Origin of the sequence: Limnohabitans sp. DM1 (assembly GCF_001269385.1) — a bacterium.
Taxonomy (GTDB): domain Bacteria; phylum Pseudomonadota; class Gammaproteobacteria; order Burkholderiales; family Burkholderiaceae_C; genus Limnohabitans_A.
In genome coordinates, this window is sequence record NZ_CXOO01000004.1 from 25,280 (window position 1) to 49,247 (window position 23,968).

The 23,968-nt window shown below is 58.8% G+C and carries 19 protein-coding genes; all 19 read right to left on the bottom strand.

From position 1 onward, the window contains the following. Positions 1-4: 4 nt before the first annotated feature. A complete protein-coding gene (locus AMM33_RS00825; protein WP_090137952.1) occupies positions 5-1,129 on the bottom strand; it encodes a DUF4123 domain-containing protein in 1,125 nt (374 codons plus the stop codon). Next, entirely contained in the window at positions 1,126-3,858 is a 2,733-nt protein-coding gene (locus AMM33_RS00830) for a type VI secretion system Vgr family protein (protein ID WP_090137954.1), read from the bottom strand. The genes AMM33_RS00825 and AMM33_RS00830 overlap by 4 nt, the downstream gene beginning before the upstream one ends. After that, positions 3,855-4,838, bottom strand: coding sequence for a hypothetical protein (locus AMM33_RS00835; RefSeq protein WP_194945154.1), 984 nt, complete (start codon positions 4,836-4,838; stop codon positions 3,855-3,857). Before AMM33_RS00835 ends, AMM33_RS00830 begins: the two co-directional genes overlap by 4 nt. A gap of 104 nt (positions 4,839-4,942) precedes the next feature. Further along, positions 4,943-5,758 (bottom strand): DUF2515 family protein, encoded by an 816-nt coding sequence (locus AMM33_RS00840; RefSeq protein ID WP_090137957.1) that lies wholly within the window; start codon positions 5,756-5,758, stop codon positions 4,943-4,945. After that, positions 5,755-6,843, bottom strand: a complete 1,089-nt coding sequence (locus tag AMM33_RS00845) for a hypothetical protein (RefSeq protein ID WP_090137959.1) — start codon at positions 6,841-6,843, stop codon at positions 5,755-5,757. Before AMM33_RS00845 ends, AMM33_RS00840 begins: the two co-directional genes overlap by 4 nt. Further along, a complete protein-coding gene (locus AMM33_RS00850) occupies positions 6,840-7,850 on the bottom strand; it encodes a DUF2515 family protein (RefSeq protein WP_228767881.1) in 1,011 nt (336 codons plus the stop codon). The genes AMM33_RS00845 and AMM33_RS00850 overlap by 4 nt, the downstream gene beginning before the upstream one ends. Beyond that, complete coding sequence (locus tag AMM33_RS00855; protein WP_090137961.1) at positions 7,840-10,773, bottom strand: type VI secretion system Vgr family protein; 2,934 nt, start codon at positions 10,771-10,773, stop codon at positions 7,840-7,842. Before AMM33_RS00855 ends, AMM33_RS00850 begins: the two co-directional genes overlap by 11 nt. 30 nt (positions 10,774-10,803) lie before the next feature. Then, the gene (locus AMM33_RS00860) at positions 10,804-11,067 is read right to left on the bottom strand and encodes a PAAR domain-containing protein (protein ID WP_090137963.1); all 264 of its coding nucleotides are present in this window, start codon (positions 11,065-11,067) and stop codon (positions 10,804-10,806) included. Beyond that, on the bottom strand, positions 11,067-12,410 hold the full coding sequence (gene tssK / locus AMM33_RS00865) for a type VI secretion system baseplate subunit TssK (protein WP_090137965.1): 1,344 nt from the start codon (positions 12,408-12,410) through the stop codon (positions 11,067-11,069). Before tssK ends, AMM33_RS00860 begins: the two co-directional genes overlap by 1 nt. A gap of 15 nt (positions 12,411-12,425) precedes the next feature. Continuing rightward, complete coding sequence (tssJ, locus tag AMM33_RS00870; RefSeq protein WP_090137967.1) at positions 12,426-12,941, bottom strand: type VI secretion system lipoprotein TssJ; 516 nt, start codon at positions 12,939-12,941, stop codon at positions 12,426-12,428. Between the two features lie 92 nt (positions 12,942-13,033). Next, the gene (locus AMM33_RS00875; RefSeq protein ID WP_090137969.1) at positions 13,034-13,516 is read right to left on the bottom strand and encodes an Hcp family type VI secretion system effector; all 483 of its coding nucleotides are present in this window, start codon (positions 13,514-13,516) and stop codon (positions 13,034-13,036) included. A 49-nt stretch (positions 13,517-13,565) separates the two neighbouring features. Continuing rightward, positions 13,566-15,056: a type VI secretion system contractile sheath large subunit gene (gene tssC / locus AMM33_RS00880; RefSeq protein WP_090137971.1), complete on the bottom strand. Its 1,491-nt coding sequence runs from the start codon at positions 15,054-15,056 to the stop codon at positions 13,566-13,568. A 33-nt stretch (positions 15,057-15,089) separates the two neighbouring features. After that, complete coding sequence (tssB, locus tag AMM33_RS00885; protein ID WP_090137973.1) at positions 15,090-15,602, bottom strand: type VI secretion system contractile sheath small subunit; 513 nt, start codon at positions 15,600-15,602, stop codon at positions 15,090-15,092. Positions 15,603-15,649: 47 nt separating this feature from the next. After that, positions 15,650-18,328, bottom strand: coding sequence for a type VI secretion system ATPase TssH (gene tssH / locus AMM33_RS00890; protein ID WP_090137975.1), 2,679 nt, complete (start codon positions 18,326-18,328; stop codon positions 15,650-15,652). Positions 18,329-19,075: 747 nt separating this feature from the next. Continuing rightward, on the bottom strand, positions 19,076-19,465 hold the full coding sequence (locus AMM33_RS00900; RefSeq protein WP_090137979.1) for a YchJ family protein: 390 nt from the start codon (positions 19,463-19,465) through the stop codon (positions 19,076-19,078). Then, positions 19,465-19,896, bottom strand: coding sequence for a rhodanese-like domain-containing protein (locus AMM33_RS00905; RefSeq protein WP_090137981.1), 432 nt, complete (start codon positions 19,894-19,896; stop codon positions 19,465-19,467). Before AMM33_RS00905 ends, AMM33_RS00900 begins: the two co-directional genes overlap by 1 nt. 36 nt (positions 19,897-19,932) lie before the next feature. Then, positions 19,933-21,396, bottom strand: a complete 1,464-nt coding sequence (locus AMM33_RS00910; RefSeq protein ID WP_090137982.1) for a TrkH family potassium uptake protein — start codon at positions 21,394-21,396, stop codon at positions 19,933-19,935. Continuing rightward, positions 21,396-22,787, bottom strand: a complete 1,392-nt coding sequence (gene trkA / locus AMM33_RS00915) for a Trk system potassium transporter TrkA (RefSeq protein ID WP_090137983.1) — start codon at positions 22,785-22,787, stop codon at positions 21,396-21,398. The genes AMM33_RS00910 and trkA overlap by 1 nt, the downstream gene beginning before the upstream one ends. 49 nt (positions 22,788-22,836) lie before the next feature. Next, positions 22,837-23,964, bottom strand: a complete 1,128-nt coding sequence (locus AMM33_RS00920; RefSeq protein WP_090138004.1) for an acyl-CoA dehydrogenase family protein — start codon at positions 23,962-23,964, stop codon at positions 22,837-22,839. Between the last annotated feature and the right edge of the window lie 4 nt (positions 23,965-23,968).

A 23,968-nucleotide genomic window follows, 5' to 3' on the forward strand; every position in this document is an offset into this window, starting at 1 on the left:
CTCCTCAGGGCTGCGCTGGGCTTGTCTGGGCCGAAAGTTCAGACATCAACTCTTCAAAATGCGTGCGAAAGTCAGCGTCGGGCTCTTCGCGCAATCGACGCACCAGTTCGTCGCTCAGATCGATCCAGGGGCTTTGCCGCCAATCGATGGGCGTCTTGGGGGTGGCTTTGTGGGGCGTTGCACTGTTTTGGTTAAACCAGGTACACCACAGCCATTGGCGGGCATGTGTATCTGTCCAAGGGGGCTGGTGGCTGGATCGCCATTCGTTCATCTGCAGGCACATGTGGTGCATGTCACTGGTCGTGGGTTGAAGCGCTTCGCTGACCTGGGCGTTGGCCATCGCTTTCCAGGCGTTGTTGACCGCAGCACTGTCGGCGATGGCCAAGTGCTGCAGGCGGGTAAGCAGCCTGTGGACAGGCAGCGTTGACGTTTGGGCAGCGTTTGTACCGGGTGCACGGGCGGCTTTGTGCCAGCGTACGAGCGCACCCATCAGTTCTCGTTCGGCTCGGCGCTCACGCTCGGGCGCACAGGGCCCCCATGGCTGTTGGAGTTGCCAGTAGCTGTGCACCGGCCCCAACCAGGCTTGTCTTTGATCCGCAGAAAGGCTGGGCCAGAGTCGTTGCAATATGCGTGGATCATGGTGACGCAATGGCCGTCGCGCACCTTCGGGTGTGACTTGATGGGCCAGCATGAGCCAATGGTCGAGCACATCGTCCACGGGTGCATTTGTGAACAGGACGCCGCAAACGCTGTGGCTGACCAGCCGACGCTGGGTGTCGAGCCACATCAGGCTGATCAGTGTGTGCCACAAATACAAGACTTGCCCTGATGCCTGGTTCAGTTCGTGCAAGGGAAGCAGGCAAGGTGCCAGAGCCTCCATTCCGCTGAACGCAGGGTCAGGCACGAATTGACGAGTCTTGACCCAATCGGGCTGCTGCTCTTGCAGCCATGCAGCGGCCGGGTTGTCTTGCCAGCCGTCCAGCACGAGCCAGGCTTGTGCCTTCGCGTCACTCAGGCGAGCCTCTTCAAGGTCCTTGGCCAACTGGCGCACCTGAGCGACATGCTCTTGCTGCAACAGCAGACCCCATGGCTCTATCTGCCATTGTTGACTTGTCTGAAGCTGGCTCATGAGCCTGATCCTGAAAACCCGGCACTGGCGTTTGCGCCGAGTTGCTGAGTGCAGCTGGGCAAGGGCGGCATGATGACTGCTTGCGTCTTAGGGCCACTCATGCTGTGCGAGGCCGCATGGGCCACCCAGCTGCCGCTGGTGCCGCTTTCAATACCGCTGGCGCTCCAGCGGGTGTAGCTGCCGCCGCCATTGATCAGCACTTCGTTCTGCGCACTCAAGTCGATGCGGTTGGCGGTGTGGGTGATGTCGAGCTTGGCCAGCATGTGGATGTTTTTTTGCAGCGCCTGCACTTCAATATCGGCCTGCGCCGAGATGAGCTTCATGCCAGCCTTGTAGGCAAACAGCCGGATCGCTTCTTTGGCGCTGATCAACAAGCTCTTGCCACTGCTGATGCTGGTGTGCCCTCCGCTGGTGATGGCGTGGTGCTGGCCGCTGTGCTGGTGGGTGCTTTGCGGTGTGGTGCTCTCGATGCCCGCAGGGCTGGCCAGGGTCAGGTGCGGTTCTTGCAGTTCGGGGAATTTCGCTTGGCTTTCACCTGTGTTGGTGCTTGTGCCTGTGCTTTTTTCGTCCCCAGCAATGGCCTTGTTTTGATCTGCAATGGCTTGGGCTACGTCGCCTTGGTCGCTGGCTTCCTGCGCTTGGTGTTGCAGCGCCAAGTCGCCCAGACTGTCGTGCTGGCTTTGCCCTTGGGCCAGCCGCGCTGCGGTCTCGCTCAGGTCGGTGATATGGCCGCTGGCGTTGGGCCGGCTTTCGGTGCTGATGAGCAGGCCGTCTTTGGCCCTGACTGCGCCGTGTCCGTCGGTTCTGAGTTCGAAGCCTTCGCCTCGGTGGTCTTTCCTTCCTTGGTTGTCTTCGATGCGCGTGATGTGCCCCAGGCTCAGCTGGCTGTGCTGGTGGTCGCTCTTGATTTGCGCCTGGATCTTTTGCTCTGTGTCGTCCAGCACCAAGTGGTTGCTTCGGCCCGCTGCGCTGTTGCCTCCGCCGGGTTTGAGCTCTCGGCTTCTGAAGCCGCTTAAGGCTTGCTGCGCAGGCAGTGCCCAAGGCGGCGTGTTCATCTGGTTGTACACCCGCCCGGTGCAGATGGGCTGGTCCGGGTCTCCGCCCAGAAAGTCCACGATCACTTCTTGCCCAATGCGCGGCACGTGCATGGCGCCCAGCTGGTTGCCCGCCCAGGCGGCAGACACGCGCACCCAGCAGCTGCTGTTGTGGTTCTTGGTGCCGTAGCGGTCCCAGGGGAACTGCACTTTGATGCGCCCTAAAGGATCGGTGTAGATGTCGCTTTGTGCGGTGTCGGCGTCTGGCCCGCAGACGAGAGCCGTCTCGGGGCCGTGGGTGTGGGGTTTGGGCTGAAGGCCTTCGGGGCGCAGCAGCTCGGTGGTGGGCTGCACTTCAAAGCGCACGTCGATGCGCCATTGGCCGGAGAGGCGTTGGGCGTCGGAGAGGGCTTGCGGGATCAGTGCTTGGCCGATGTTGTTCTTGCTGCTGTTGTGATCCCGCGCCGTGTCTTCGCTGACGTTTTCGATGACGGTTTGGGTGGACAGGGTCAGGTATTCGATGTTGGCCGCGTCTTGCGGGTGTTTGTGCAGGGCAAAGGTGTGGCCCGTGGCGATGCCGCGCACATGGCCTGCGCCGCTGGCGCGTTGGCCGGCTTGGCGCAGCGCTTGCATGCGCAGGCGTGCCAGGTGTTGGCCTTGGGGCTCGGTTTGGTTGGCTTGGGCGGTGTCGGAGCCTTTGCTGGCCCCTTTGTTCTCTTGGGCGTAGTCGCTGCCGGGCAAGCTGCCGCTGGCGGTGCTGCCGATGCCGCTGTCCGGGCCTGTGCGCACTTTGCCCCCGCGCCACAGGTACACCTCTTGGTTGGCCTGGCCGGTGGGTCGGGGCTGGGCTTGGCTTGCGCTAAGGGCCACTTTGGGGCGGGTGTAGTCGTATTCGCGGCTGGCGTATTGGCCTGCTGTGAGCCGCTCGGTGGGGGTGAAGGCGTGGATGTATTCCTCGTCCACCTTGTGGCCCGGTGGGTAGTAGGCAATGCGGTGGTAAGCGCTGTCACTCTGGCCCTTTTGCAGGGGACTGAAGGCGCCGTTGTGGTCAGACAGGATGAGGCGGTGCACGCCGCCCGAGTGCTCAAAGTGGTAGTTGATGCCCCACTCTTGCATGAGGCGAGTGATGAATTCAAAGTCGGTTTCGTTGTACTGCACGCAGTAGTCGCGGGCCGGATACGTTTCGATCAGCCGCACTTCTGTGGCAAAGGCGTAGTCAGCCAAGACGGCGCGGATGACTTCGACCGGGGTTTGGTCCTGGAAGACTTTGCAATCACTGGTCAGCGTGGCCAAGTGCAGCCAGGGGCGCAGGGTGAGCGCGTACAGGGCGTGGCGGCTGTCGGTGCCCAGGTGTCGGGCAGCGGTGATGAGACCAGACAGTTCACGCACGCCTGCGCCTTGGTTGCTGGCGCCCAAGTTGCCCGCCAGGCCCGCTACAAAGCTGCCGTGGCCGTCCAGCGCGATGGCGCAAGTGAGCTCGCGCCCGACCATGTCGTGCAGGGGAAAGTTGCTGGCGTCGTTGGCGGCAAACTGCAAGGCGTCGGGGCTTTGCAGGATGAGGGTGTATTCAAAGAGGGTGTTGACGGCCTCATGGCCCGAGAGCTTCAGGGGCACCAAGGCGGCAGCGCCTGCCACCTGCGGGATGGCGGGGCTGGTGACGGTGAGGACTCGGGGGGCTGAGAAAAGAGATTTCATGTTGCTTTGTGCCAAGTCCACACAATGGCGGCGTTGATGGCCTGTGCATCAGGTAACAAGCTTTGACCGAAACCGGGCATGAGCTCGCCAGCTTTCAGTTGGCGCCAGCGGCTAGGAGTACCGGCCAGATGCGGCGCGCTGGGGTGACCCGCCGGCAGACTGGCTTCCCAAAGACCGGTTTTCGGGCAGGGTTCGCCGACTCGGGCAGTGATGACAGGCCCTTCCACGGCCAGGATGCGCGGGTCGCGGTAGGCGGTGTCAATCTCCAGGTCTTGGGCACGGGCTTTCGCTTCTTCTTTGGCGCGCTGCCCCACGGCGTATTGCATGAGTTCAGCCCAATGCTCTTTCCAGTTGTGGCGCTTTTCCTCAGGAAACCACAGGCGCACCTTGTGCAGCTCGGTCTCCAGGTCCAGCGACATCAGGTAGGCCCCCGGCTTGAGGGGGTCGGGGGTTTCATAGGAGCGGCTCACGGTCAGGCGCAGGTACACGCCATCGACCTCGAATTGCCAATGGTGATCGCTGTCCCGCATCCACTCTTCAAAGCTGGGGGTGTAGCGTGGGTCTCGGTCGTCTGTGCCAACCCACGAACTCCGGCCTTTGAGACGGGCTTCACTGGGTAAGTAGTAAGGCCGCCAGCCGATCTGCAACAGATGGCGGATGAAGGCCATGGTCTTGAGCCGGGCTTCGTCGTGGGGGATGGTTGAGGCGGGTGCCGACATGCCTACATAGACATCCAGTGATTCGATGCCAAAAGTTGGACGCTCAACGTCTTCGGTACCCGAGACACCCAGCACTCCATCAATATTGAATGTGTAGAGACCGTGAACAAACTCGACTTGTCCGGGCGCACGCGGAGACCAATCTTTCTTGTGGAAATTCATTCCCGCAGGCTGTTTGTTGACGCGCCGGTCGTGGCCCAAAGCGCGGGAAAAATCATCGGCCAGCATGCCGAGTTGTAACGAGACAGAAGAGGACGCCATGGGTTGCTTTCGTTCAAAGGGCCTCAACCAGTAAAGCGCAGCAGTCGACAGGCATAGGACTGCGATTGCGCAAACGGTCCACGAGGTGAGCGAGGGGTTTGGTTTCATGCATTGCTTACCCAGCTGGCAATGGTTTTCAACTCGGCTTCCATATAAGACTGCCGGGTTTGCATCAGCTTGTGGAAATCCTTGGCCGCTTCACCAATCCATTTCATCCGACTCTCATAGTTCTCCATCTTGGTTCCCTCAGGCGCCACAGACTTCAACTCTGGGTCGTGCGTTTCACACGCAGCGGCAAACACCAACTCCAGCGGCGGTGCGATGCGGTTGGCAATGGGCATGCGCTGCACCTTCACGAAGAACGCAAACACATCGTCTTCATAAATCAGCGGCTGCAGCACCGAGCCTTGCTCGTGCTTGGCGATTGACATGAGGTTCTCCAGTTGCTTCTTGGGTCTTTTCAGAATGTCGGTGACTGGCAGCTCTTCAATCTCCTGAACCGCCTTGAACCCAGCGTCGATGTGCTGGTTCTTCTTGAACTGCCCCATGACAGGCAAGGCCTCGGCAGCCCAGGGCATGGCCTTCATGCTGCGCTGCACGGTGGGCTCCATGGCCTCGTCCTGCGCGTTACGACTGGCCTTGCACATCCAGAACGAATCGGCGTCCATGCTGTAGGCCCAGTGCCAGGGCGCAATGTCGTAGAACAACCACAGGTTGCCCTTGGCCAGTGAAGTCATGACCTTGCCGTAGTCGGGCGTACCGTACTTCAAGGCGGGGTGCTCCATGGCACACGCCACCGTCTTGCTGGCAAAGGCACCCAGCGCCATCCAGTAGTAGCGGCCTTTTTTGGTGAGGTCGCCGTGGTCTTCGGTTTCCAGGTACAGCCGCGCATAGGTGGCGGCGGAGAAGAGGGCTGTCATGGTGCTTTGTGCCAAGTCCACACAATGGCGGCGTTGATGGCCTGTGCATCAGGTAACAGGCTTTGGCCGAAGCCGGGCATGGGCTCGCCGGCTTGGAGCTGGCGCCAACGGCTGGGGGTGCCGGCCAGATGCGGCGCGCTGGGGTGAACCGCCGGCAGGCTGGCTTCCCAAAGACCGGATTTCGGGCAGGGTTCGCCGACTCGGGCAGTGATGACAGGCCCTTCCACGGCAAGGATGCGCGGGTCCTGATAGGCCGTGTCAATCTCCAGGCCTTGGGCGCGGGCTTTCGCTTCTTCTTTGGCGCGCTGACCCACGGCGTATTGCATGAGTTCAGCCCAATGCTCTTTCCAGTTGTTGCGCTTTTCCTCAGGAAACCACAGGCGCACCTTGTGCAGCTCGGTCTCCAGGTCCAGCGACATCAGGTAGGCCCCGGGCTTGAGGGGGTCGGGGGTTTCATAGGAGCGGCTCACAGACAGGCGCAGGTACACGCCATCGACCTCGAATTTCCAGTGGTGATCGTTGTCCCGCATCCATTCGTCAAAGCTGGGGGTGTAGCGCGGATCGCGGTCATCGCTGTCGGCCCATGAGCTTTTGCCATTGAGTCGGGCCTCACTGCGGTGGTAATAAGGCCGCCAGCCGATTTGCAACAGCTGACGGATGAAGGCCATGGTCTTGAGCCGGGCTTCGTCGTGGGGGATGACGTCATCAGCGGTCACGCCGCGCCCGATAGAGAGCCTCTCAATGCCGAAGGCTGTACGTTCCACATCCTCAGTACCCATGACCGACAGCACGGCATCCATGTCAAAACTGTAGCCGCCATGTAGCAAGCGCACGGTTCCCGGTAGCCGGGCGGGCCAGCGCCTTTTGTGGAAATTCAAACCGGCGGGTTGCCTGTCAATGCGCTGCTCCAGGCCCAGGGCGCGGTCAAAGTCATCGGCCAGCATGCCAAGCTGAAGGGAGACGGGTGAAGAGGTCATGGTTTTCTTTCGTTCAAATATGGTGGGCCAGATCTTCAATGCGATGAGCAACACCACAGCGGCTACCAGCACGGTGCTGACGGCCAATATGAGGCGGCGACGGTTCATGTCTGGTTGACCCAGCCGGCGATGGTCTTGAGTTCGCTTTCCATGTAGGCTTGTCGGGTCTGCATCAGGCCGTGGAACGTGAGGGCTGCCTCTCTAATCCAGTCCATTCGACTCTTGTAATCCTCCATCTTGGTTCCCTCCGGCGCGACCGACTTCAACTCAGGGTCGTGCGTTTCACACGCCGCAGCAAACACCAACTCCAGCGGCGGTGCGATGCGGTTGGCAATGGGCATGCGCTGCACCTTCACGAAGAACGCAAACACGTCGTCTTCGTAAATCAGCGGCTGCAGCACAGAGCCCTGCTCATGCCGGGCGATGGCCAGAAGGTTTAGCAGTTGCTTGTTAGGTCGTTTTTCCACATCTGTAACCGGCAACGCCTCAATCTCCCTGACCGCCTTGAACCCAGCGTCGATGTGCTGGTTCTTCTTGAACTGCCCCATGACAGGCAAGGCCTCGGCAGCCCAGGGCATGGCCTTCATGCTGCGCTGCACGGTGGGCTCCATGGCCGCGTCCTGCGCGTTACGACTGGCCTTGCACATCCAGAACGAATCGGCGTCCATGCTGTAGGCCCAGTGCCAGGGCGCAATGTCGTAGAACAACCACAGGTTGCCCTTGGCCAACGAGTTCATGACTTTGCCGTAGTCGGGCGTACCGTACTTCAAGGCGGGGTGCTCCATGGCGCACGCCACCGTCTTGCTGGCAAAGGCACCCAGCGCCATCCAGTAGTAGCGGCCTTTTTTGGTGAGGTCGCCGTGGTCTTCGGTTTCCAGGTACAGCCGCGCATAGGTGGCGGCAATGCGCCGGGCGCGCACGTTGTAGTTCGCCAGGAACTTGACCTCAAAGCGCCAGGAACCGATGTCAACACCGGGGGTGTGTGCCTTCAGCAACTGAGACAAGCGTTTGTGCGCGAAATCCTGCGCGACGGACCACATGTCAGAGCAGGTCATCTGAATGGCCACGCAGCTGCCGGCCTGTGTGTTGGTGGTGCCTGAGCCTTCAAGCGCCATACCGTTCTCCAGGTGTCGAGTAGTTGGGAGTAAAAGCCATGTCTTTTGAGGCATCGGGTGAAACATCAACGGCCGCAGGAATGAACTGCGCCTTCAAAGGTTCAGCATTCCGAGTGTGCGTTGCAGCGGTCGCTCCGCTGTCTGGGCTCTGCGCCAGGTAGCCAGTGGCTGAGCCTGCAACGCCATGAGGAAGCAAAGGAGCCGATTTGCCCGAAGGCAGTTTGAACAGGAATGTCTCGTCGTGAGCATCCACATGGGGCAGACCATTCACATTCACGCCCACGCTCTTTGCACCCAGCATGCTGTGGTTGGCCGCATGCGCCACCCAGCTGCCGCTGGTGCCTTCTTCGATGCCGCTGGCGCTCCAGCGGCGGTAGCTGCCGCCGCCGTTCATCAACACTTCTTCTTTGGCGGTGATCTCAATGCGGTTGGCCGTATGGGCGATGTCCAGCTTGGCCAGCAAATGGATGTTTTGGCTGAGTGATTTGATTTCTACATCGGCCCCAGCGGCGATGAGTTTCATGCCCGCTTTGTAGGCAAACAGCCGGATCGCTTCTTTGGCGCTGACGAGCAGGCTTTTGCCCGCGCTCACGCTGGTGTGCCCGCCGCTGGTGATGGCGTGGTGCTGGCCGCTGTGCTGGTGGGTGCTCTGGGGTGTGGTGCTCTCGATGCCCGCTGGGCTGGACAGGATCAGGTGGGGCTCTTGCAGTTCGGGAAATTTCGCTTGGCCTTCACCTGTGTTGGTGCTTGTGCCTGTGCTTTTTCCGCCCCCTGCAATGGCCTTGTTCTGGTCTGCAATAGCTTGGGCTACGTCGCCTTGGTCGCTGGCTTCCTGCGCTTGGTGTTGCAGCGCCAAGTCGCCCAGACTGTCGTGCTGGCTTTGCCCTTGCGTCAAGCGGGCTGCGGTCTCGCTCAGGTCGGTGATGTGCCCGCTGGCGTTGGGCCGGCCTTCGGTGCTGATTAGCAAGCCGTCTTTGGCTCTAATTGCGCCGTGTCCGTCGGTTCTGAGTTCGAAGCCTTCGCCACGGTGGTCTTTGCGGCCAGCGTTGTCTTCGATGCGCGTGATGTGCCCCAAGCTCAGCTGGCTGTGCTGGTGGTCGCTTTTGATTTGCGCCTGAATCTTTTGTTCGGTGTCGTCCAGCACCAAGTGGTTGGACCTGCCCGCTGCGCTGTTGCCTCCGCCGGGCTTGAGCTCTCGGCTTCTGAAGCCGCTTAAGGCTTGCTGCGCGGGCAAGGCCCAGGGCGGCGTGTTCATCTGGTTGTAAACCCGGCCGGTGCAAATCGGCTGGTCTGGGTCGCCCCCCAGAAAGACCACGATCACCTCTTGCCCGATACGCGGCACGTGCATGGCACCCAACTGGTTGCCCGCCCAAGCCGCTGACACGCGCACCCAGCAGCTGCTGTTGTGGTTCTTGGCGCCATAGCGGTCCCAGGGGAACTGCACTTTGATGCGCCCTAAAGGATCGGTGTAGATGTCGCTTTGGGCGGTGTCGGCCTCTGGCCCGCAGACCAGAGCGGTCTCGGGGCCGTGGGTGTGGGGTTTGGGCTGTATGCCTTCGGGGCGCAGCAGTTCGGTGGTGGGCTGCACTTCAAAGCGCACGTCGATGCGCCATTGGCCGGACAGGCGTTGGGCGTCGGAGAGTGCCGTGGGGAGGGCTTGCGGAATCGAATGGCGGTCTGTGATGGGCCGAGCCGTGTCTTCGCTGACGTTTTCGATGACGGTGTAGGTGGACAGGGTGAGGTATTCGATGTTGGCCGCGTCTTGCGGGTGTTTGTGCAGGGCAAAGGTGTGGCCCGTGACGATGCCGCGCACATGGCCTGCGCCGCTGGCGCGCTGGCCTGCCTGGCGCAGCGCTTGCATGCGCAGGCGCGCCAAGTGCTGGCCTTGGGGCTCGGTCTGGTTGGCTTGGGCAGTGTCAGCGCCTTTGTTTTCTTGGGCGTAGTCGCTGCCGGGCAGGCTGCCGCTGGCGGTGCTGCCGATGCCGCTCTCATTCCCAGGTGCTTGGCCTGTGCGCACTTTGCCCCCGCGCCACAAGTACACCTCTTGGTTGGCCTGGCCAGTAGCGCGGGGCTGGGCTTGGCTTGCACCCAGGGCCACTTTGGGGCGGGTGTAGTCGTATTCGCGGCTGGCGTATTGACCTGCTGTGAGCCGATCGGTGGGTGTGAAGGCGTGGATGTATTCCTCGTCCACCTTGTGGCCCGGTGGGTAATAAGCAATGCGGTGGTAGGCGCTGTCGCGCTGGTCCTTTTGCAGGGGGCTGAAGGCGCCGTTGTGGTCGCTCAAGATCAGGCGGTGCACACCGCCCGAGTGCTCAAAGTGGTAGTTGATGCCCCACTCTTGCATGAGGCGGGTGATGAATTCAAAGTCGGTTTCGTTGTACTGCGCGCAGTAGTCACGCGTCGGATACGTCTCGATCAGACGCACTTCGGTGGCAAAGGCGTAGTCAGAGAGGACTGCGCGGATGACGTCAACCGGGGTTTGGTCCTGAAAGACTTTGCAGTCACTGGTCAGCGTGGCCAGGTGCAGCCAGGGGCGCAGGGTGAGCGCGTACAGGGCGTGGCGGCTGTCGGTGCCCAAGTGCCGGGCGGCGGTGATGAGGCCAGACAGTTCGCGAACGCCTGCGCCTTGGTTGGCTGCGCCCAAGTTGCCCGCCAGACCGGCCACAAAGCTGCCGTGGCCGTCCAGAGCGATGGCACAAGTGAGCTCGCGCCCAACCATGTCGTGCAGGGGGAAGTTGCTGGCGTCGTTGGCGGCAAACTGCAAGGCGTCTGGGCTTTGCAGGATGAGGGTGTACTCAAAGAGGGTGTTGACGGCCTCATGGCCCGAGAGCTTCAGGGGAACCAAGGCGGCAGCGCCTGCCACTTGGGGGATGGCGGGGCTTGTGACGGTGAGGACTCGGGGGGATGGCAATAAGGACGTCATTTGTTTCTTTGGATCAACAAGATGTCAATGTCAGCCGTGCTCGGCAGCGCTGGTGCCCAACAATGTGCAACCACATGCCGTTTTGTGCCCTTCCAATGCCACCGGGATGCCGTTGATGAGCATGCTGGGTTCGCCTTCGACAATGGCGTTAACGCCGTGCCCTTTTTTGGGGCAGTCGACTTGATCACCCAGGCGTGCGATGGCTTTGCCGTTGATCTGTTGTGTGGGCGAGCCGCTGATGACCCGTCCGCCGTGATCGGTCGGGTCGCCGACAACGATGATTTTTCTGCCCATCAGCGCACACCCCACAGTTCCATTTGCAAACCGGCAAAGCTTTTGGCGATGTGCAGCCCTATGCCGCCGTGGCTTTGCATGTGTTCCCAGTGCGGGCCGCTGGCTTCGAGCTGGAAGTAGACGTAGCCGGCGTTGAAGGGAATTTGCCGAGGTGGCACCGGCAGCGAACGCAGCCCGATGCCGGGCAGGTGCAAGCGCACCAGTTCAGGCAAGCGGTCGGACGGTGCCACTTTGCCGTGTGCAGCGAATTGCAGTGCAAGTTGGTCTGTTGGGACGTTGGCAGCAACAGCCAGAACGATGTGGCTGAAGCCCCGGATCTCTGCAGGATCAAGACTGGCAAGGTACATGCCGTGTTGCTTGGCCTCGAGTGGAATGGACTGCGCGCTGCGAACGAGTACGTTGTTGAGCAGTTCTCGGGTGTCTTCAACCAGTGGTTTGAAGGTGTTGTAAGGGTCCAGATGCTGGTAGGCGGGCACGGGGTTAGGCCTGCGCGTTTGCACACGGATAAAGGTGGACAGTTCCCCGGCCATGCTGCGCAGCAGTGTGTAGGCGTGTTCAGGCGGTGTTTCCTTCACACGCAGCATGTGATCAAGCAGGGGTTCGAAGCGGTTGAGTATTTGCAGCAGCAAGAAGTCACTGACTTCGGCGGCCTGGGTGGCACCATTGCTGCCACTACCGCTGAGCCGTTCGGCCAATTGCTCTGCCCGTTGCCGGGTCGTGCCATGTAATTGCGATATCCATTGGTTGAGCAACTCACTGGCACCATAGCGGTTGACCGGTGGGATGATGGCGGATTCGAGCTCCACGCTGCCATCGGATCGCAAAGCGGTGATCTTGGCGATGGGCAGCCCCATCCATGCACCGGTGAGCTCTTTTTCAGGCACAAGCGCCATGCGCAAGTGACTCAGCTGAACGCTCTTGGGGCCTTGCCCGATGGAATTGGAGTCGGTCAATTCGGTGTCGAAGACGCTGTACCTTGCACTGCTGCCGGGTGCATTTTCGAAAGTTGTCTCTTCGCTGTTGGGCACCCGAATGGCCAATGCCAAATGGATGGTTTGCCCAAGGTGTTCTGGTTTGAGGGTCAGCGGTGCGGGTGGCGGTGTCTGCCCTGGAATGTCGAACGGCGTGCCATCGGCACAAACGCCTGAAGCTTGTGCAACGACAAGCTTGCCCAGCGTCAGGGATTCCGGATCAATCCGCAGATCGCTGAAGCCCCAAAAAAAGGGGGACAAGGGCAGGCTGCGCTTGTGCGCAAAGGTTTCCAGATAACGTTCTTGTTGCTGAAAAAGTTGCGGGCGAAGAAAAAGTCCTTCGCTCCAGGTGACTTTGTTGGTCCAGGTCATGGTGTTTAACGGCGTTCAGGGAGCGGGGATCAGCACGATGCCTTGCGGTTGGAGCTGGATGGTCATGTTGAGTTTGTTGCTGGGCAACACTGCGCGATACCAGGCTGCGGTGGGCGCCTCCTTGAGCGGGTGGATGACGCGCCAGGTGGTGTTGACCAGGTCGCGGTAGCCCGCCAGGATGCCCAATGCAGTGGTTTGGTTGTGACTGTTGCGCTCAATTTTTCGAGTCTCACCCGGACGAAGAATGAATTCGTCTTTGGCCAGCATGTCTGCGCCCAAAATGCTTTTGTCCGTGCTGTTCAGGCCAAAGTAGTCAGCCTCGCCAAAGGTGTTGCTGTCTTTGAGTTCATACAGTCGCACCTTGATCGGCGAAGGGCGACCACTGTCATCGGGATTGGTGGTGGCTGGCGCTTCAATTTTGAGCAGCAGTTTGGTGGGCTCCTTGGTCTCTTGTGCCACAGCCATGCCGCAGCCAATAGACAGAAAAAGCCACACCAGATGCCGTATAGCAAATGACTTGGAATAGCGCATGGGACTCGCAGGAACACGTTAAAACGATGCAGCCTGCTGGAGCGAACCGGCAGGCTATGCAAAAGATTCCCCGTCTTTTGACGGGGACTTCATCAAGCTTCTTTGTTCAACTTGATGTCGTAGCCGGCAGTCACAGCGCCGCCTGAGCCGCCTTGCTGGTTTTGCACGGTGTATTCCTGTTTGACCTTGGCAAAGGACAGGCTGATTTTTTCCTTGATGCGCTCTTCGCTGCTAGAGCCTGCAGGTTGCACGTTGGTGATGACGACATCCGTCATGGTGATCTTGAGGTACTCCAATGGACTACCACCCGCTTTGCGAACAACCAGCTTGGCTTCGGGGATGTGCTTGCCTGTGAGACAGAATTTCATCAGGTTTGGGCTGGAACGATCGACGTAATGCACAAAATTCAGGTCCTTGACGGTGGCTTTGCCGGAGCCGCCACCAGAGCCCATGTGCATGTTGGAGTCCTGGAAAATTTGCCAGTCCCAGTTCAGGACTTCGATTTCGTTTTTGTGCGCAGAGTCCATGCTCTCGCCGTCAATGCCGTTGATTTTCAGAAAAATGTCTTGTGCCATGTTGGGCTCCTTGATGTGTGTGACAGACTTGATTTATGTTTTTTTGAGATCAGGCTGCGGCCTTGACCGAGGGCAACTTGGCCACCAGGCGCAAGCTGACCGTCAAACCTTCGAGCTGGAAGTGCGGACGCAAGAAAAACTTGGCGCCGTAATAGCCGGGATTGCCTTCAATTTCTTCGACCACAACTTCTGCTGCAGCGAGTGGGCGTCGGGCTTTGGTTTCCTGGCTGGAGTTGGCGGGATCAGCATCCACGTAATTCATGATCCATTCGTTGAGCCAGCGCTGCATGTCTTCGCGCTCTTTGAAGGCGCCAATCTTGTCGCGCACGATGGACTTGAGGTAATGGGCAAAGCGTGTGCTGGCAAACAGGTAGGGCAAGCGCGCAGACAAGTTGGCATTGGCTGTTGCATCCGGGTCCATGTATTCCTGTGGCTTTTGCAAGGACTGCGCACCGATGAAGGTGGCATGGTCTGTGCCTTTACGGTGCACCAGTGGAACAAAACCCGCTTTGGCCAATTCGGCTTCACGCCGATCAGAAATCGCGATTTCGGTGGGGCACTTCATGTCGAAGCCGCCGTCATCGGTGGGGAAGGTGTGGCATGGCAGGTTTTCAACCGTGCCGCCAGACTCCACACCGCGGATCATGGTGCACCAACCGTAGAGCTTGAAGCTGCGGTTGATGTTGACCGCCATAGCGTAGGCCGCGTTGTTCCAGACGTAGTTTCTGTGGTCAGCGCCCTGGGTGTCTTCCTCAAAGTTGAACTCGTCAACCGGATTGGTTTTGGCGCCGTAGGGCAAGCGTGCCAAAAAGCGGGGCATGGCCAGCCCAATGTAGCGTGCGTCTTCGGTTTCACGCAGGGAGTTCCAGGCCGCATGCTCCAGGTTGCCCGTGATTTTGGCCAAATCACGTGGATTGGCGAGCTCTTGCCACGAATCCATTTGCAAGTTGGATGGGGCAGCACCAGCAATGAATGGGGCATGTGATGCGGCGGCGATTTTGGCCATTGCACCGAGCAACTCAACGTCTGGCGGTGTGTGGTCAAAATAGTAGTCAGCCACCAGGCAGCCGTAGGGCTCTCCGCCCAGTTGGCCGTATTCCTCTTCATACAGTCGCTTGAAGAGTGGGCTTTGATCCCAAGCCACACCTTTGTAGCGTCGCATGTTGCGACGAAGCTCTGTTTTGCTGATGTCCATGAAACGGATTTTGAGCATTTCGTCTGTTTCGGTATTGGAGACGAGATGGTCCAGTCCACGCCATGCGGATTCCAGACTTTGGAAATCTTCATGGTGCAAGATGAGGTTGATTTGGCCGCTGAGTTTGCGGTCAATTTCAGCAATGATGGCTTCGATGCTGGCGTAGGCATCGTCACTCATCGTGACCGTGTTGCTCAAAGCTTGTTCAGCCAGCGTACGGACCGCTGCTTCAACAGCTTCACGTTGTTCGTCACCTTTTGGCTTGAACTCCTTGTCCAGCAATTGCGAAAAAACACTGGGGTCAGCGTATTGGGTTGGGGCTTTTTCAGCCGATGTTTTGGCCATGATTTTTTCCTGTGAAGTGTTTGTTTTTTGAAATCAGGCGTTGGGCACTGCCTCTTTGGGCGCTGCGGCCAGGGTTTTCATCAGTCCTTGATCGGACAGCAGTTTGCGTACCAAGTCCTCTGCCCCGGACTTGCCATCCATGTATGTCTGCAAGTTGGCCAGTTGTGTGCGGGCATCGAGCAGTTGTTTGAGTGCATCGACCTTGGTGGCAACGGCTGCAGGAGAAAAGTCATCCATGCTTTCGAAGGTGATGTCGACCATCACATGTCCTTCACCCGTCAAAGTGTTGGGTACGCTGAATGCCACGCGTGGCGCGATGGCTTTCATTCTTTCGTCGAAGTTATCGATATCGATTTCGAGAAATTTGCGTTCCGTGACGTCTGGCAACGCCTCTACGGGTTTGCCGGAAAGATCGGCTAGAACGCCCATGACGAAAGGCAATTCAATTTTTTTCTCACTGCCGTAGATTTCAACGTCGTACTCAATTTGCACTCTTGGCGCACGGTTTCGTGCGATGAATTTTTGACTGCTGTTGTTTGCACTCATGTGGACTCCCTTCAAATAATGGCGAATGGTTGGTCTGAAACTTTGCTTCAGATGTTTTCAATGACAGTGGTCGATTGACTCTTGGTGTCATGTCCGTCTGGCACCCCATCTCGGACACGAACGACATAGGCAGTTTTCTCGTCTAGATCAAGCTTCAGCTTTTGCGCCGGAATGTTTTCTCGCATGGCATTGAGCCAAACGTTGGCCAGCATGGGCAATATCAGGCGTTCAATGTGCTGTGCGATGCGTCGTCCACCTGTTTCATGCATTCCGCAGGCAGCGACGATCTGGTCAACCAAAGCGGGGGTGTAGGCCAGTTCGATGCCGTGTTGTTGGTACATGCGATGAACGATTTTTTGCAATTGCAGTTGCGCCAACTCCGACAGAACCGATGTCGAAAGCGGGTAATAAGGCACCACCGAGATACGTCCCAAAAATGCGGCTGGAAATACCTTTCTGAGTTCTGGCTCCAGGGCCTGTGCCAAGGTCTGTGAATCTGGCTCTACGGCTGGGTCTTCACAAAGTTGCAGGGTCAAATCCGATCCTGTGTTGCTGGTCAACAAAATCAGTGTGTTTTTGAAGTCTATGACTTGCCCCTCCCCATCTTCCATCCAGCCTTTGTCAAAGACTTGATAAAACAATTCATGCACATCGGGATGTGCTTTTTCAACTTCGTCCAGCAAGATCACACTGTAAGGACGGCGCCGTACGGCCTCTGTGAGGACACCGCCTTCCCCATATCCGACGTAGCCTGGGGGTGCACCCTTGAGGCTCGAGACCGTATGAGACTCCTGGTACTCGCTCATGTTGATGGTGATCAGGTTGTGTTCACCGCCATAAATGCTCTCAGCCAAAGCAAGTGCTGTTTCGGTTTTTCCCACACCAGAAGGTCCGACCAACATGAACACGCCCATGGGTTTGCCTGGATCGGTCAAACCAGCCTTGGCAATGCGGACGCGCTCTACAATTTGTGCCAATGCAGCACTTTGACCGATCACGCGTTTTTCAAGCGTTGTCTGCAGATCTTCAATCGCTTTGAGCTCATTGCGCAACATGCGACCGACCGGAATACCGGTCCAATCCGACACGATGCTTGCGACCACTGCAGCACTGACAACTGGATGAATTTCAGGCCGATCTTCTTGGATGATCTGCAATTTGGCCTGCAGCGCTGCCAGCGATTCCAGGGTTTCATCCGAATCCTGTTGCTCTGCTGGGTGCCACAGTGACACCATGGCTTCAACGGCGCTTTTTTCTTTCGTCCATCTGTCTTGTATTTGGGCTTGTTTTTGCTTCAATTCGCGCAAGCTCTGTTCTACTGCGCGGATTGCCGTGTCATGTTGAAGGCCTGCGGTGGCTTCGTGCCGGAGCATTTCGAGTTGCGCTTGTTGGTCTTGAATTTGGGCATCACATTCTTGTAACGCACGCGGTGGTGCATGCAAAGACATCGCCACTCTGGCGCAGGCGGTGTCCAGCAAACTGACCGCTTTGTCTGGCAATTGCCTGGCAGGTATGTATCTGTGTGACAGCGTCACTGCAGCACGAATCGCCTCGTCCAACACAACGACTTTGTGGTGCTGGACGAATGCGGGCACCAAACTCCGCACCATCGTGATGGCTTGGTCTTCTTCGGGCTCTGGAACCTGCAACACTTGAAATCGACGGGTCAATGCCGGGTCTTTTTCAATGTATTTTTTGTACTCACTCCATGTTGTGGCTCCGATGCACCGCAAGCCGCCCCTAGCGAGCGCGGGCTTCAATAAATTGGCCGCATCTGCGGTGCCGCTTTGACCACCGGCTCCCACGAGGGTATGCACCTCATCAATGAACAGAATCACCGGGGTCGCACTCTCGCAGGCTTCTTTCAGCAATTGTTTCAATCGCGACTCAAACTCACCCCTCATGCTGGCACCAGCCAGCAACGATCCAACATCCAACGACAAAAGCCGGACCTGTTGCAATGCAGGAGGCACTTTTCCCTGAACTATGGACAGCGCCAACCCCTCAACAACGGCTGTTTTACCCACACCAGCGGAGCCCGTGAGCAGCGGGTTGTTTTGTCGACGTCGCAAAAGGATGTCAACCAGCGTGCGCACTTCGTGTTCACGCCCCATCACGGGATCAATGTCACCCCGATCTGCCAGACTTGTCAAATCCGTGCAGTACCGCTTAAGGGCACTTTGTTCGGCGCTCTGCGGCGTGAATTCGTGGTTGCTGTTTGATGGTGTATTCAATTCACCTGACGAACCTTGATCAAAGGCTTTCGCCTGATCTTCACTTGATGCTTTCAGTTCACTCCTCAGACTGTCTGCATCCACGTTGTGCGGCCATTTCAGCAACTGTGGCGATATCGCCTGCAGTGTCACTCTCGCTTGTGGATCTGCAAGCATGGCCGACAAGAGCCAAGCGCCTCGAATTTTGTGGTCACCACAGCAGAGGGTTGCAAAACTCCAGGCCTTTTCAATCACGCGCTCGATTTGCACACTGAAATCATGCAGCCCGCCGTCTTGCTGATTGAGTTTTTGAATGGCTTGAATGAAATCCTGGTCCAGTTGGGCCTCATGCGTGCCATGCGCCAACAGCACCAAACGCATATCCCCGTTCGGGATCTGCCATATCTGGTACAGCCAGTGCAGCAATTCCACATAGGCATGCCCTTTCAGCTTGGCGAACGCTGTTGCTGCCTCAATCGCACTGAACAAGGGCGTGTTGAGCTTGCCAAACAATGCTCTTCTTGGTATTTGCATAGACTTCTTTTCACTAACAAAACGAGTTGACTCGGGTCAATGCATCAACCAACAAAGAAATGATGTATTCACCCGCGCAAGTCTGCGAAGTCGCGATCTGCTCTCCTGCCCTTCGCTTTAATTATATATAAAGTATTAACTGCATATTTAAACAACTTATAAAGTTTTCTATATTATTTTCAAAGTGATCTTAGCCGTGCATCGTGAAGGAGGGCGTTCGTGTTGGCGCCGCAATGCAAAGACATAGGGAACCGCTCAGTCAACGGCAAATGCCAGTCGGGGGCAACTTGATAGGTATATTCCTGAACAATCAGCTCTTGCCAGCTTCTCAGATGCCCTCTTCTCTAGTGCGATATCTGAACCTCCACAATTTTTAAATTTCACCACATACATTAAATTTGTTTACAAAGGTTCATGAAGCACTGATTCTGGGCTCGAAAGTTCTGGCAGAAAATTACCACTTGGCGGGCGATTCATGGACGCAGCATTGGACCCAAAACGATCGCGGACCTGTCTTTTTTTTGAACGAAGCGTCGCTACACCTGAGCTACCCCGAAGCACAAGACCTGCACCATTTGGCGTTTTCGGTGTCAGACATGAGCACATGGAGAACGGATCTGAGCGCCCCGGACATCGCCGTTGAATACATACGCACCAAAGAGTACACCGGCCGGCCAGCGCTTTGTGTTTTTGCACGCCCCAGTTAGAGTTGTATGCGGTAACGGCTCACAACTCATCGCCATCCACATAAAACCAGCACCCATCTTCGCGCACAAAGCGGCTGCGTTCGTGCTGGCGCACCGCTTTGCCGCCCACCCGAAAGCGCGTGACAAATTCGACCTCGGCGGTGTCAGCGCCTGTCAACCGGTGCTGCTTGATCTCCAAGCCCAACCACTTGCCACCTGTTTCGAGCTTCAATTCGGCAGGGCGCTGGCTGCTGTGCCAAGTGGCCAGCAGATACGGCACGTCGCCCAACACAAAGGCGCTGTAGCGCGAGCGCATGAGGCGCTCGGTATCAGGGGCTGGCTGGCCTGCGTGCAACGGGCCGCAGCAGTCAGCCAGGCTCAGTGCCTGGCCTTTGGGGGTGGTGCGACCGCAGGGGCACGACGCCGCCATCAAGCGCCTTTGCGCGCCGCGCTTTCGGCTTTGTGCTGTTCCATGGTGACCATGGGCGCAGCTGCTTTTTTCCAGGCCGCAAAGCCGCCGTCGATGTGGGCCACATTGGTCATGCCCATGTCTTGCAGGGTTTTGGTGGCCAGGGCGCTGCGCCAACCTGCGCCGCAAAACAGGATGAACTGTTTGCCCTCGTCTGCGAACACCGGCTTGAAGTAGGGCGAGGCCGGGTCCACCCAGAATTCGAGCATGCCCCGGGGCGCGAGCAAAGCGCCGGGCACGGTGCCTTCGCGCTCCAGCTCACGCGGGTCGCGGATGTCGACGATTTGTACGGCGGGGTCGGCCAATCGCGCTTGCACCTCGGCCACGCTGTGCGTGGTGACCTGGGCCATGGCCTCGTCGACGAGGGCTTGAAATCCTTTGGTAATGGGCATGTATCTCTCCTTGTTGTCACGACAAAAGTGCCAGCATTATTTGCGCCAGAAATGCGAGCTGAACAAGACCAGCACCGACAGCAGCTCCAGTCGGCCCAGCAGCATGGCAAAGCTCAAAACACTCAACTGAAAAGGGTTCAGGCCACCGAAGTTACCCGAAGGACCCACTTCACCCAGGCCAGGTCCGATGTTGTTGACGGTGGCGATCACTGCCGAAATGGCGGTCACGATGTCCATGCCGCTGAGCAAGAGCAGCATGCTCAGACCCATGGTGGCACCCCCATAAATGAGCATGAAGCCCAGCACCGCTGTCATGACCGACATGGGGATCACGGCGCCGCCCAGCGTGACCGGGTTGATGACTCGGGGGTGGATGATGCGCACCAGCTCACGTCGCGCTTGTTTAACCAGCAAAACCATGCGGACCATCTTGATGCCGCCGCCCGTGGAGCCTGCGCACGATGCAAAGCAGCCCAGAAACATCAACAAGATGGGGGCAAACACCGGCCACTGCGCGTAATCGGTGGCGGCATAACCGGTGGTGGTGGCCAAAGACACCACATGAAAAGCGCTGATGCGCAAGGCCTCCAGCCCGTCTGCATAAACACCATGGACCAGCAGCAAAGCCATGACCAACAAGGTGGAGGCCAACAAGACACCCAGGTATGTGCGGATCTCGCGATCATTGGTGATGGGCAACAGGGAGCGGCTGCGCAAGACCACAAAGTAGCGCACAAAGCTGATGCCCGCCAGGGTCATGAACACGATGGCGACCCACTCGATCACGGGCGAGTTGAAGTGCCCAAAGCTGGCGTCGTACGACGAAAAACCGCCCAGGCCCATGGTGGTGCACATGTGCATGAAGGCATCGGCCCAGCTCATGCCGGCCCAGCGGTAAGCCAGCAGGCACGCGCCCGAAAACAAGAAGTACACGCCCCACAAGCCCCGCGCCGTCTCGGCAATGCGGGGGGTGAACTTGGTGTCTTTCATGGGGCCGGGCGTTTCGGTTTTATAGAGCTGCATGCCACCCAGGCCCAGCATGGGCAAAACCGCCACCACCAGCAGCATGATGCCCAGGCCACCGATCAGCTGCAAAAAGCAACGCCAGATGTTGACCGAGACCGGCAAATGGTCGAGCCCAGACAAGGCCGTGGCCCCGGTGGCGGTCAAGGCACTCATGGCCTCAAAATAGGCCTTGAACCAGGTGATCTCGGGCACCAAAAACATGAGCGGCAAGGCCGAGTAAGCGGGCAGCACCAGCCACACCATGTTGACCAGCAAGAAACCGTCTTTGGTCTTCAATTCCTGCCGATGCTGCTGGGTGATGGCCGCAAGCACCAAGCCACTGACAGCCGTCAAACCAAAGCCCGCCAGCCAGATCCACTGCAAGTCACGGTGGTCTTCAAACCAGGCCCAGATGCCGGGCACCAAAAACGCGACCGAAAACGCGATCAAGATGCGCGCCATCAAGGACAACACGGGAGCGAAGAAGGTAAACATCAACCAAAGAAGGTCGCGCTGACCTGAAAGAGTTTTTCCACCGCACGCACATCGCGCTTGTTGGGAATGAACAAGATGATGTGGTCATCGGCCTCGATCAGGGTGTCGTGGTGCGGCATCAGCACTTCGGATTTTTTGCCCTCACCGCGCACAATGGCGCCCATGCTCACGCCTTGGGGCAGCTTGATTTCCTCGACACGTCGGCCCACCAGCTTGGAGGTCTTGATGTCGCCGCGCGCAATGCCCTCCAGGGCTTCTGCTGCACCTCGGCGCAGGCTGTGCACCGCCGCTACATCGCCCCGGCGCAGGTGCGCCAGCAACTCACCGATCACGGTTTGCGCAGGCGAGATCGCGATGTCGATGGTGCTGCCTTGCATCATGTCGGCATAGGCGCGGCGGTTGATCAGGGCCATGACGCGGCGCGCACCCATGCGCTTGGCCAGCATGGCCGACATGATGTTGTCCTCGTCGTCACTGGTCAGGGCCAGAAACAGGTCCATTTCACCCACGTTCTCTTCGTGCAGCAGGTCTTCATCGGCACCATCGCCGTTCAAGATGAGCATGCTCGACGGCAACTGGCTGGCCAGGTATTCGCAGCGTTTTTTGTCACGCTCGATCAACTTCACGTCGTAGGTGCTGGCCAAGTTGCGCGCCAGGCGCAAGCCCACCTTGCCGCCACCGGCCAGCATCAGGCGCTGCACGGGTTTGTCGGTCTTGTGGATGCCACCTAGCACGATGGGGATCTGGCGGGTGTCGGCCAACACAAAAACCTCGTCGCCGGGCAGGATGCGGGTCTCGGGCAAGGCGTCCACCAGCGCGTCCTGCCGGTACAGGGCCACCACACGCATCTCGGCATCGGGCAAACGGTCGCGAAACTCGGCAATGGTGTGGTTCACCAGCAGGCTGTCGGCCGCTGCGCGCACCACGATCAGGCTGACGCGGCCCTCGGCAAACTCAAGCACCTGCAGCGCCTCGGGGTACTGGATCAGCTGCTCGATGTAGCGCATCACCGACTCTTCGGGGCAGATCACATGGTCCACCGCGAAACCGGACTTGCCCAGCAACTCGTCACCCTCGTTGAACTCGGGCGACCGCAGGCGGGCGATGGTGGTGGGCACGTTGAAGACATCGTGGGCGATCTTGCAGACCACCAGATTCGACTCGTCGGCCGCCGCGCAGGCAATCAACATGTCCGCGTCCTGGGCCCCTGCTTCCCGCAACACCGAAGGCTGAATGCCGTTGCCCACCACGCCGCGCAGGTCCAGACGCTCTTCAAGCAGCCGCAGGCGTGCCGGGTCCTGGTCGATGACGGTGATGTCGTTTTGCTCGGAAACCAGGCTTTCCGCGACGCTTTCGCCCACACGGCCCGCACCCAGGATGATGATGTTCATGGGCCGCGATGATACGTGAAGGGCCGGCGCCAACCGGCCATTCAGGCGCTCAAAGTGCGCGCTGGATGATGATTTTCTGCACGTCGCTGGTACCTTCGTAAATCTGGCAAACGCGCACATCGCGGTAGATGCGCTCCACCGGAAAGTCGCTCACATAGCCGTAGCCGCCCAGGGTCTGGATGGCGGCAGAGCAGATTTTTTCGGCCACTTCGCTGGCAAACAGCTTGGCCATGGCCGCTTCTTTGAGGCAGGGGCGACCCGCATCGCGCAAACTGGCCGCGTGCCAAATCAGCTGGCGTGCCGCTTCGAGTTGTGTGGCGCAGTCCGCCAAACGGAAACCGACGGCCTGGTGGTTGAAGATGGCGGTGCCAAAGCTCTCGCGCTGCTTGGCGTAGTCAATCGCCACATCGAGCGCACTGCGGGCCATGCCCAGACTCTGCGCGGCAATGCCGATGCGCCCGCCTTCCAAAGACGACAGGGCGATCTTGTAGCCCTCGCCCTCTTGGCCGATCAAGTTCTCAGCCGGGATGCGGCAGTTGTCGAAATTGATCTGCGCGGTGTCGCTGCTGTGCTGGCCCAGCTTGTCTTCGAGGCGCGCCACCACATAACCCGGGGCGCTGGTGGGCACGAGAAAAGCGCTCATGCCTTTTTTGCCCGCGCCCTTGTCGGTCACGGCAATCACCACCGCCACATCGCCGTGTTGGCCGCTGGTGATGAACTGCTTGACGCCGTTGATCACGTACTCGTCGCCGTCTTTGACGGCCGTGGTGCGCAGGGCCGATGCGTCCGAGCCCACATGCGGCTCGGTCAGGCAAAACGCACCCAGCATCTGGCCTTGCGCCAGCGGTCGCAGCCAATGCTCTTTTTGCGCGGCGTTGCCGTACATCATCAAGATGGCATTCACGGGGCAGTTGGTCACGCTGATGGTGGTGCTGACGCCGCCGTCACCGGCTGCGATTTCTTCGAGCACCAGCGCCAGCGTCACATAGTCCAAACCCGCGCCACCCAACTCCTCGGGCACACAAATGCCGTACGCCCCCAGCTCGGCCAGGCCCTTGTGCGCTTCTTTTGGAAAGTGGTGTTTCTTGTCCCACTCGGCGGCATGGGGCCACAGCTCGCGCTGGGCAAAGTCGCGCACGGCGTCGCGGATCATTTCCTGGTCGGGGGTCAGCAGCATGTCG

Bases quoted from the DNA above. Each gene is read 5' to 3' on its own strand.
- AMM33_RS00825 (WP_090137952.1), bottom strand. From the start codon at position 1,129: ATGAGCCAGCTTCAGACAAGTCAACAATGGCAGATAGAGCCATGGGGT.
- AMM33_RS00830 (WP_090137954.1), bottom strand. From the start codon at position 3,858: ATGAAATCTCTTTTCTCAGCCCCCCGAGTCCTCACCGTCACCAGCCCC.
- AMM33_RS00835 (WP_194945154.1), bottom strand. From the start codon at position 4,838: ATGGCGTCCTCTTCTGTCTCGTTACAACTCGGCATGCTGGCCGATGAT.
- AMM33_RS00840 (WP_090137957.1), bottom strand. From the start codon at position 5,758: ATGACAGCCCTCTTCTCCGCCGCCACCTATGCGCGGCTGTACCTGGAA.
- AMM33_RS00845 (WP_090137959.1), bottom strand. From the start codon at position 6,843: ATGAACCGTCGCCGCCTCATATTGGCCGTCAGCACCGTGCTGGTAGCC.
- AMM33_RS00850 (WP_228767881.1), bottom strand. From the start codon at position 7,850: ATGGCGCTTGAAGGCTCAGGCACCACCAACACACAGGCCGGCAGCTGC.
- AMM33_RS00855 (WP_090137961.1), bottom strand. From the start codon at position 10,773: ATGACGTCCTTATTGCCATCCCCCCGAGTCCTCACCGTCACAAGCCCC.
- AMM33_RS00860 (WP_090137963.1), bottom strand. From the start codon at position 11,067: ATGGGCAGAAAAATCATCGTTGTCGGCGACCCGACCGATCACGGCGGA.
- tssK (WP_090137965.1), bottom strand. From the start codon at position 12,410: ATGACCTGGACCAACAAAGTCACCTGGAGCGAAGGACTTTTTCTTCGC.
- tssJ (WP_090137967.1), bottom strand. From the start codon at position 12,941: ATGCGCTATTCCAAGTCATTTGCTATACGGCATCTGGTGTGGCTTTTT.
- AMM33_RS00875 (WP_090137969.1), bottom strand. From the start codon at position 13,516: ATGGCACAAGACATTTTTCTGAAAATCAACGGCATTGACGGCGAGAGC.
- tssC (WP_090137971.1), bottom strand. From the start codon at position 15,056: ATGGCCAAAACATCGGCTGAAAAAGCCCCAACCCAATACGCTGACCCC.
- tssB (WP_090137973.1), bottom strand. From the start codon at position 15,602: ATGAGTGCAAACAACAGCAGTCAAAAATTCATCGCACGAAACCGTGCG.
- AMM33_RS00900 (WP_090137979.1), bottom strand. From the start codon at position 19,465: ATGGCGGCGTCGTGCCCCTGCGGTCGCACCACCCCCAAAGGCCAGGCA.
- AMM33_RS00905 (WP_090137981.1), bottom strand. From the start codon at position 19,896: ATGCCCATTACCAAAGGATTTCAAGCCCTCGTCGACGAGGCCATGGCC.
- AMM33_RS00910 (WP_090137982.1), bottom strand. From the start codon at position 21,396: ATGTTTACCTTCTTCGCTCCCGTGTTGTCCTTGATGGCGCGCATCTTG.
- trkA (WP_090137983.1), bottom strand. From the start codon at position 22,787: ATGAACATCATCATCCTGGGTGCGGGCCGTGTGGGCGAAAGCGTCGCG.
- AMM33_RS00920 (WP_090138004.1), bottom strand. From the start codon at position 23,964: ATGCTGCTGACCCCCGACCAGGAAATGATCCGCGACGCCGTGCGCGAC.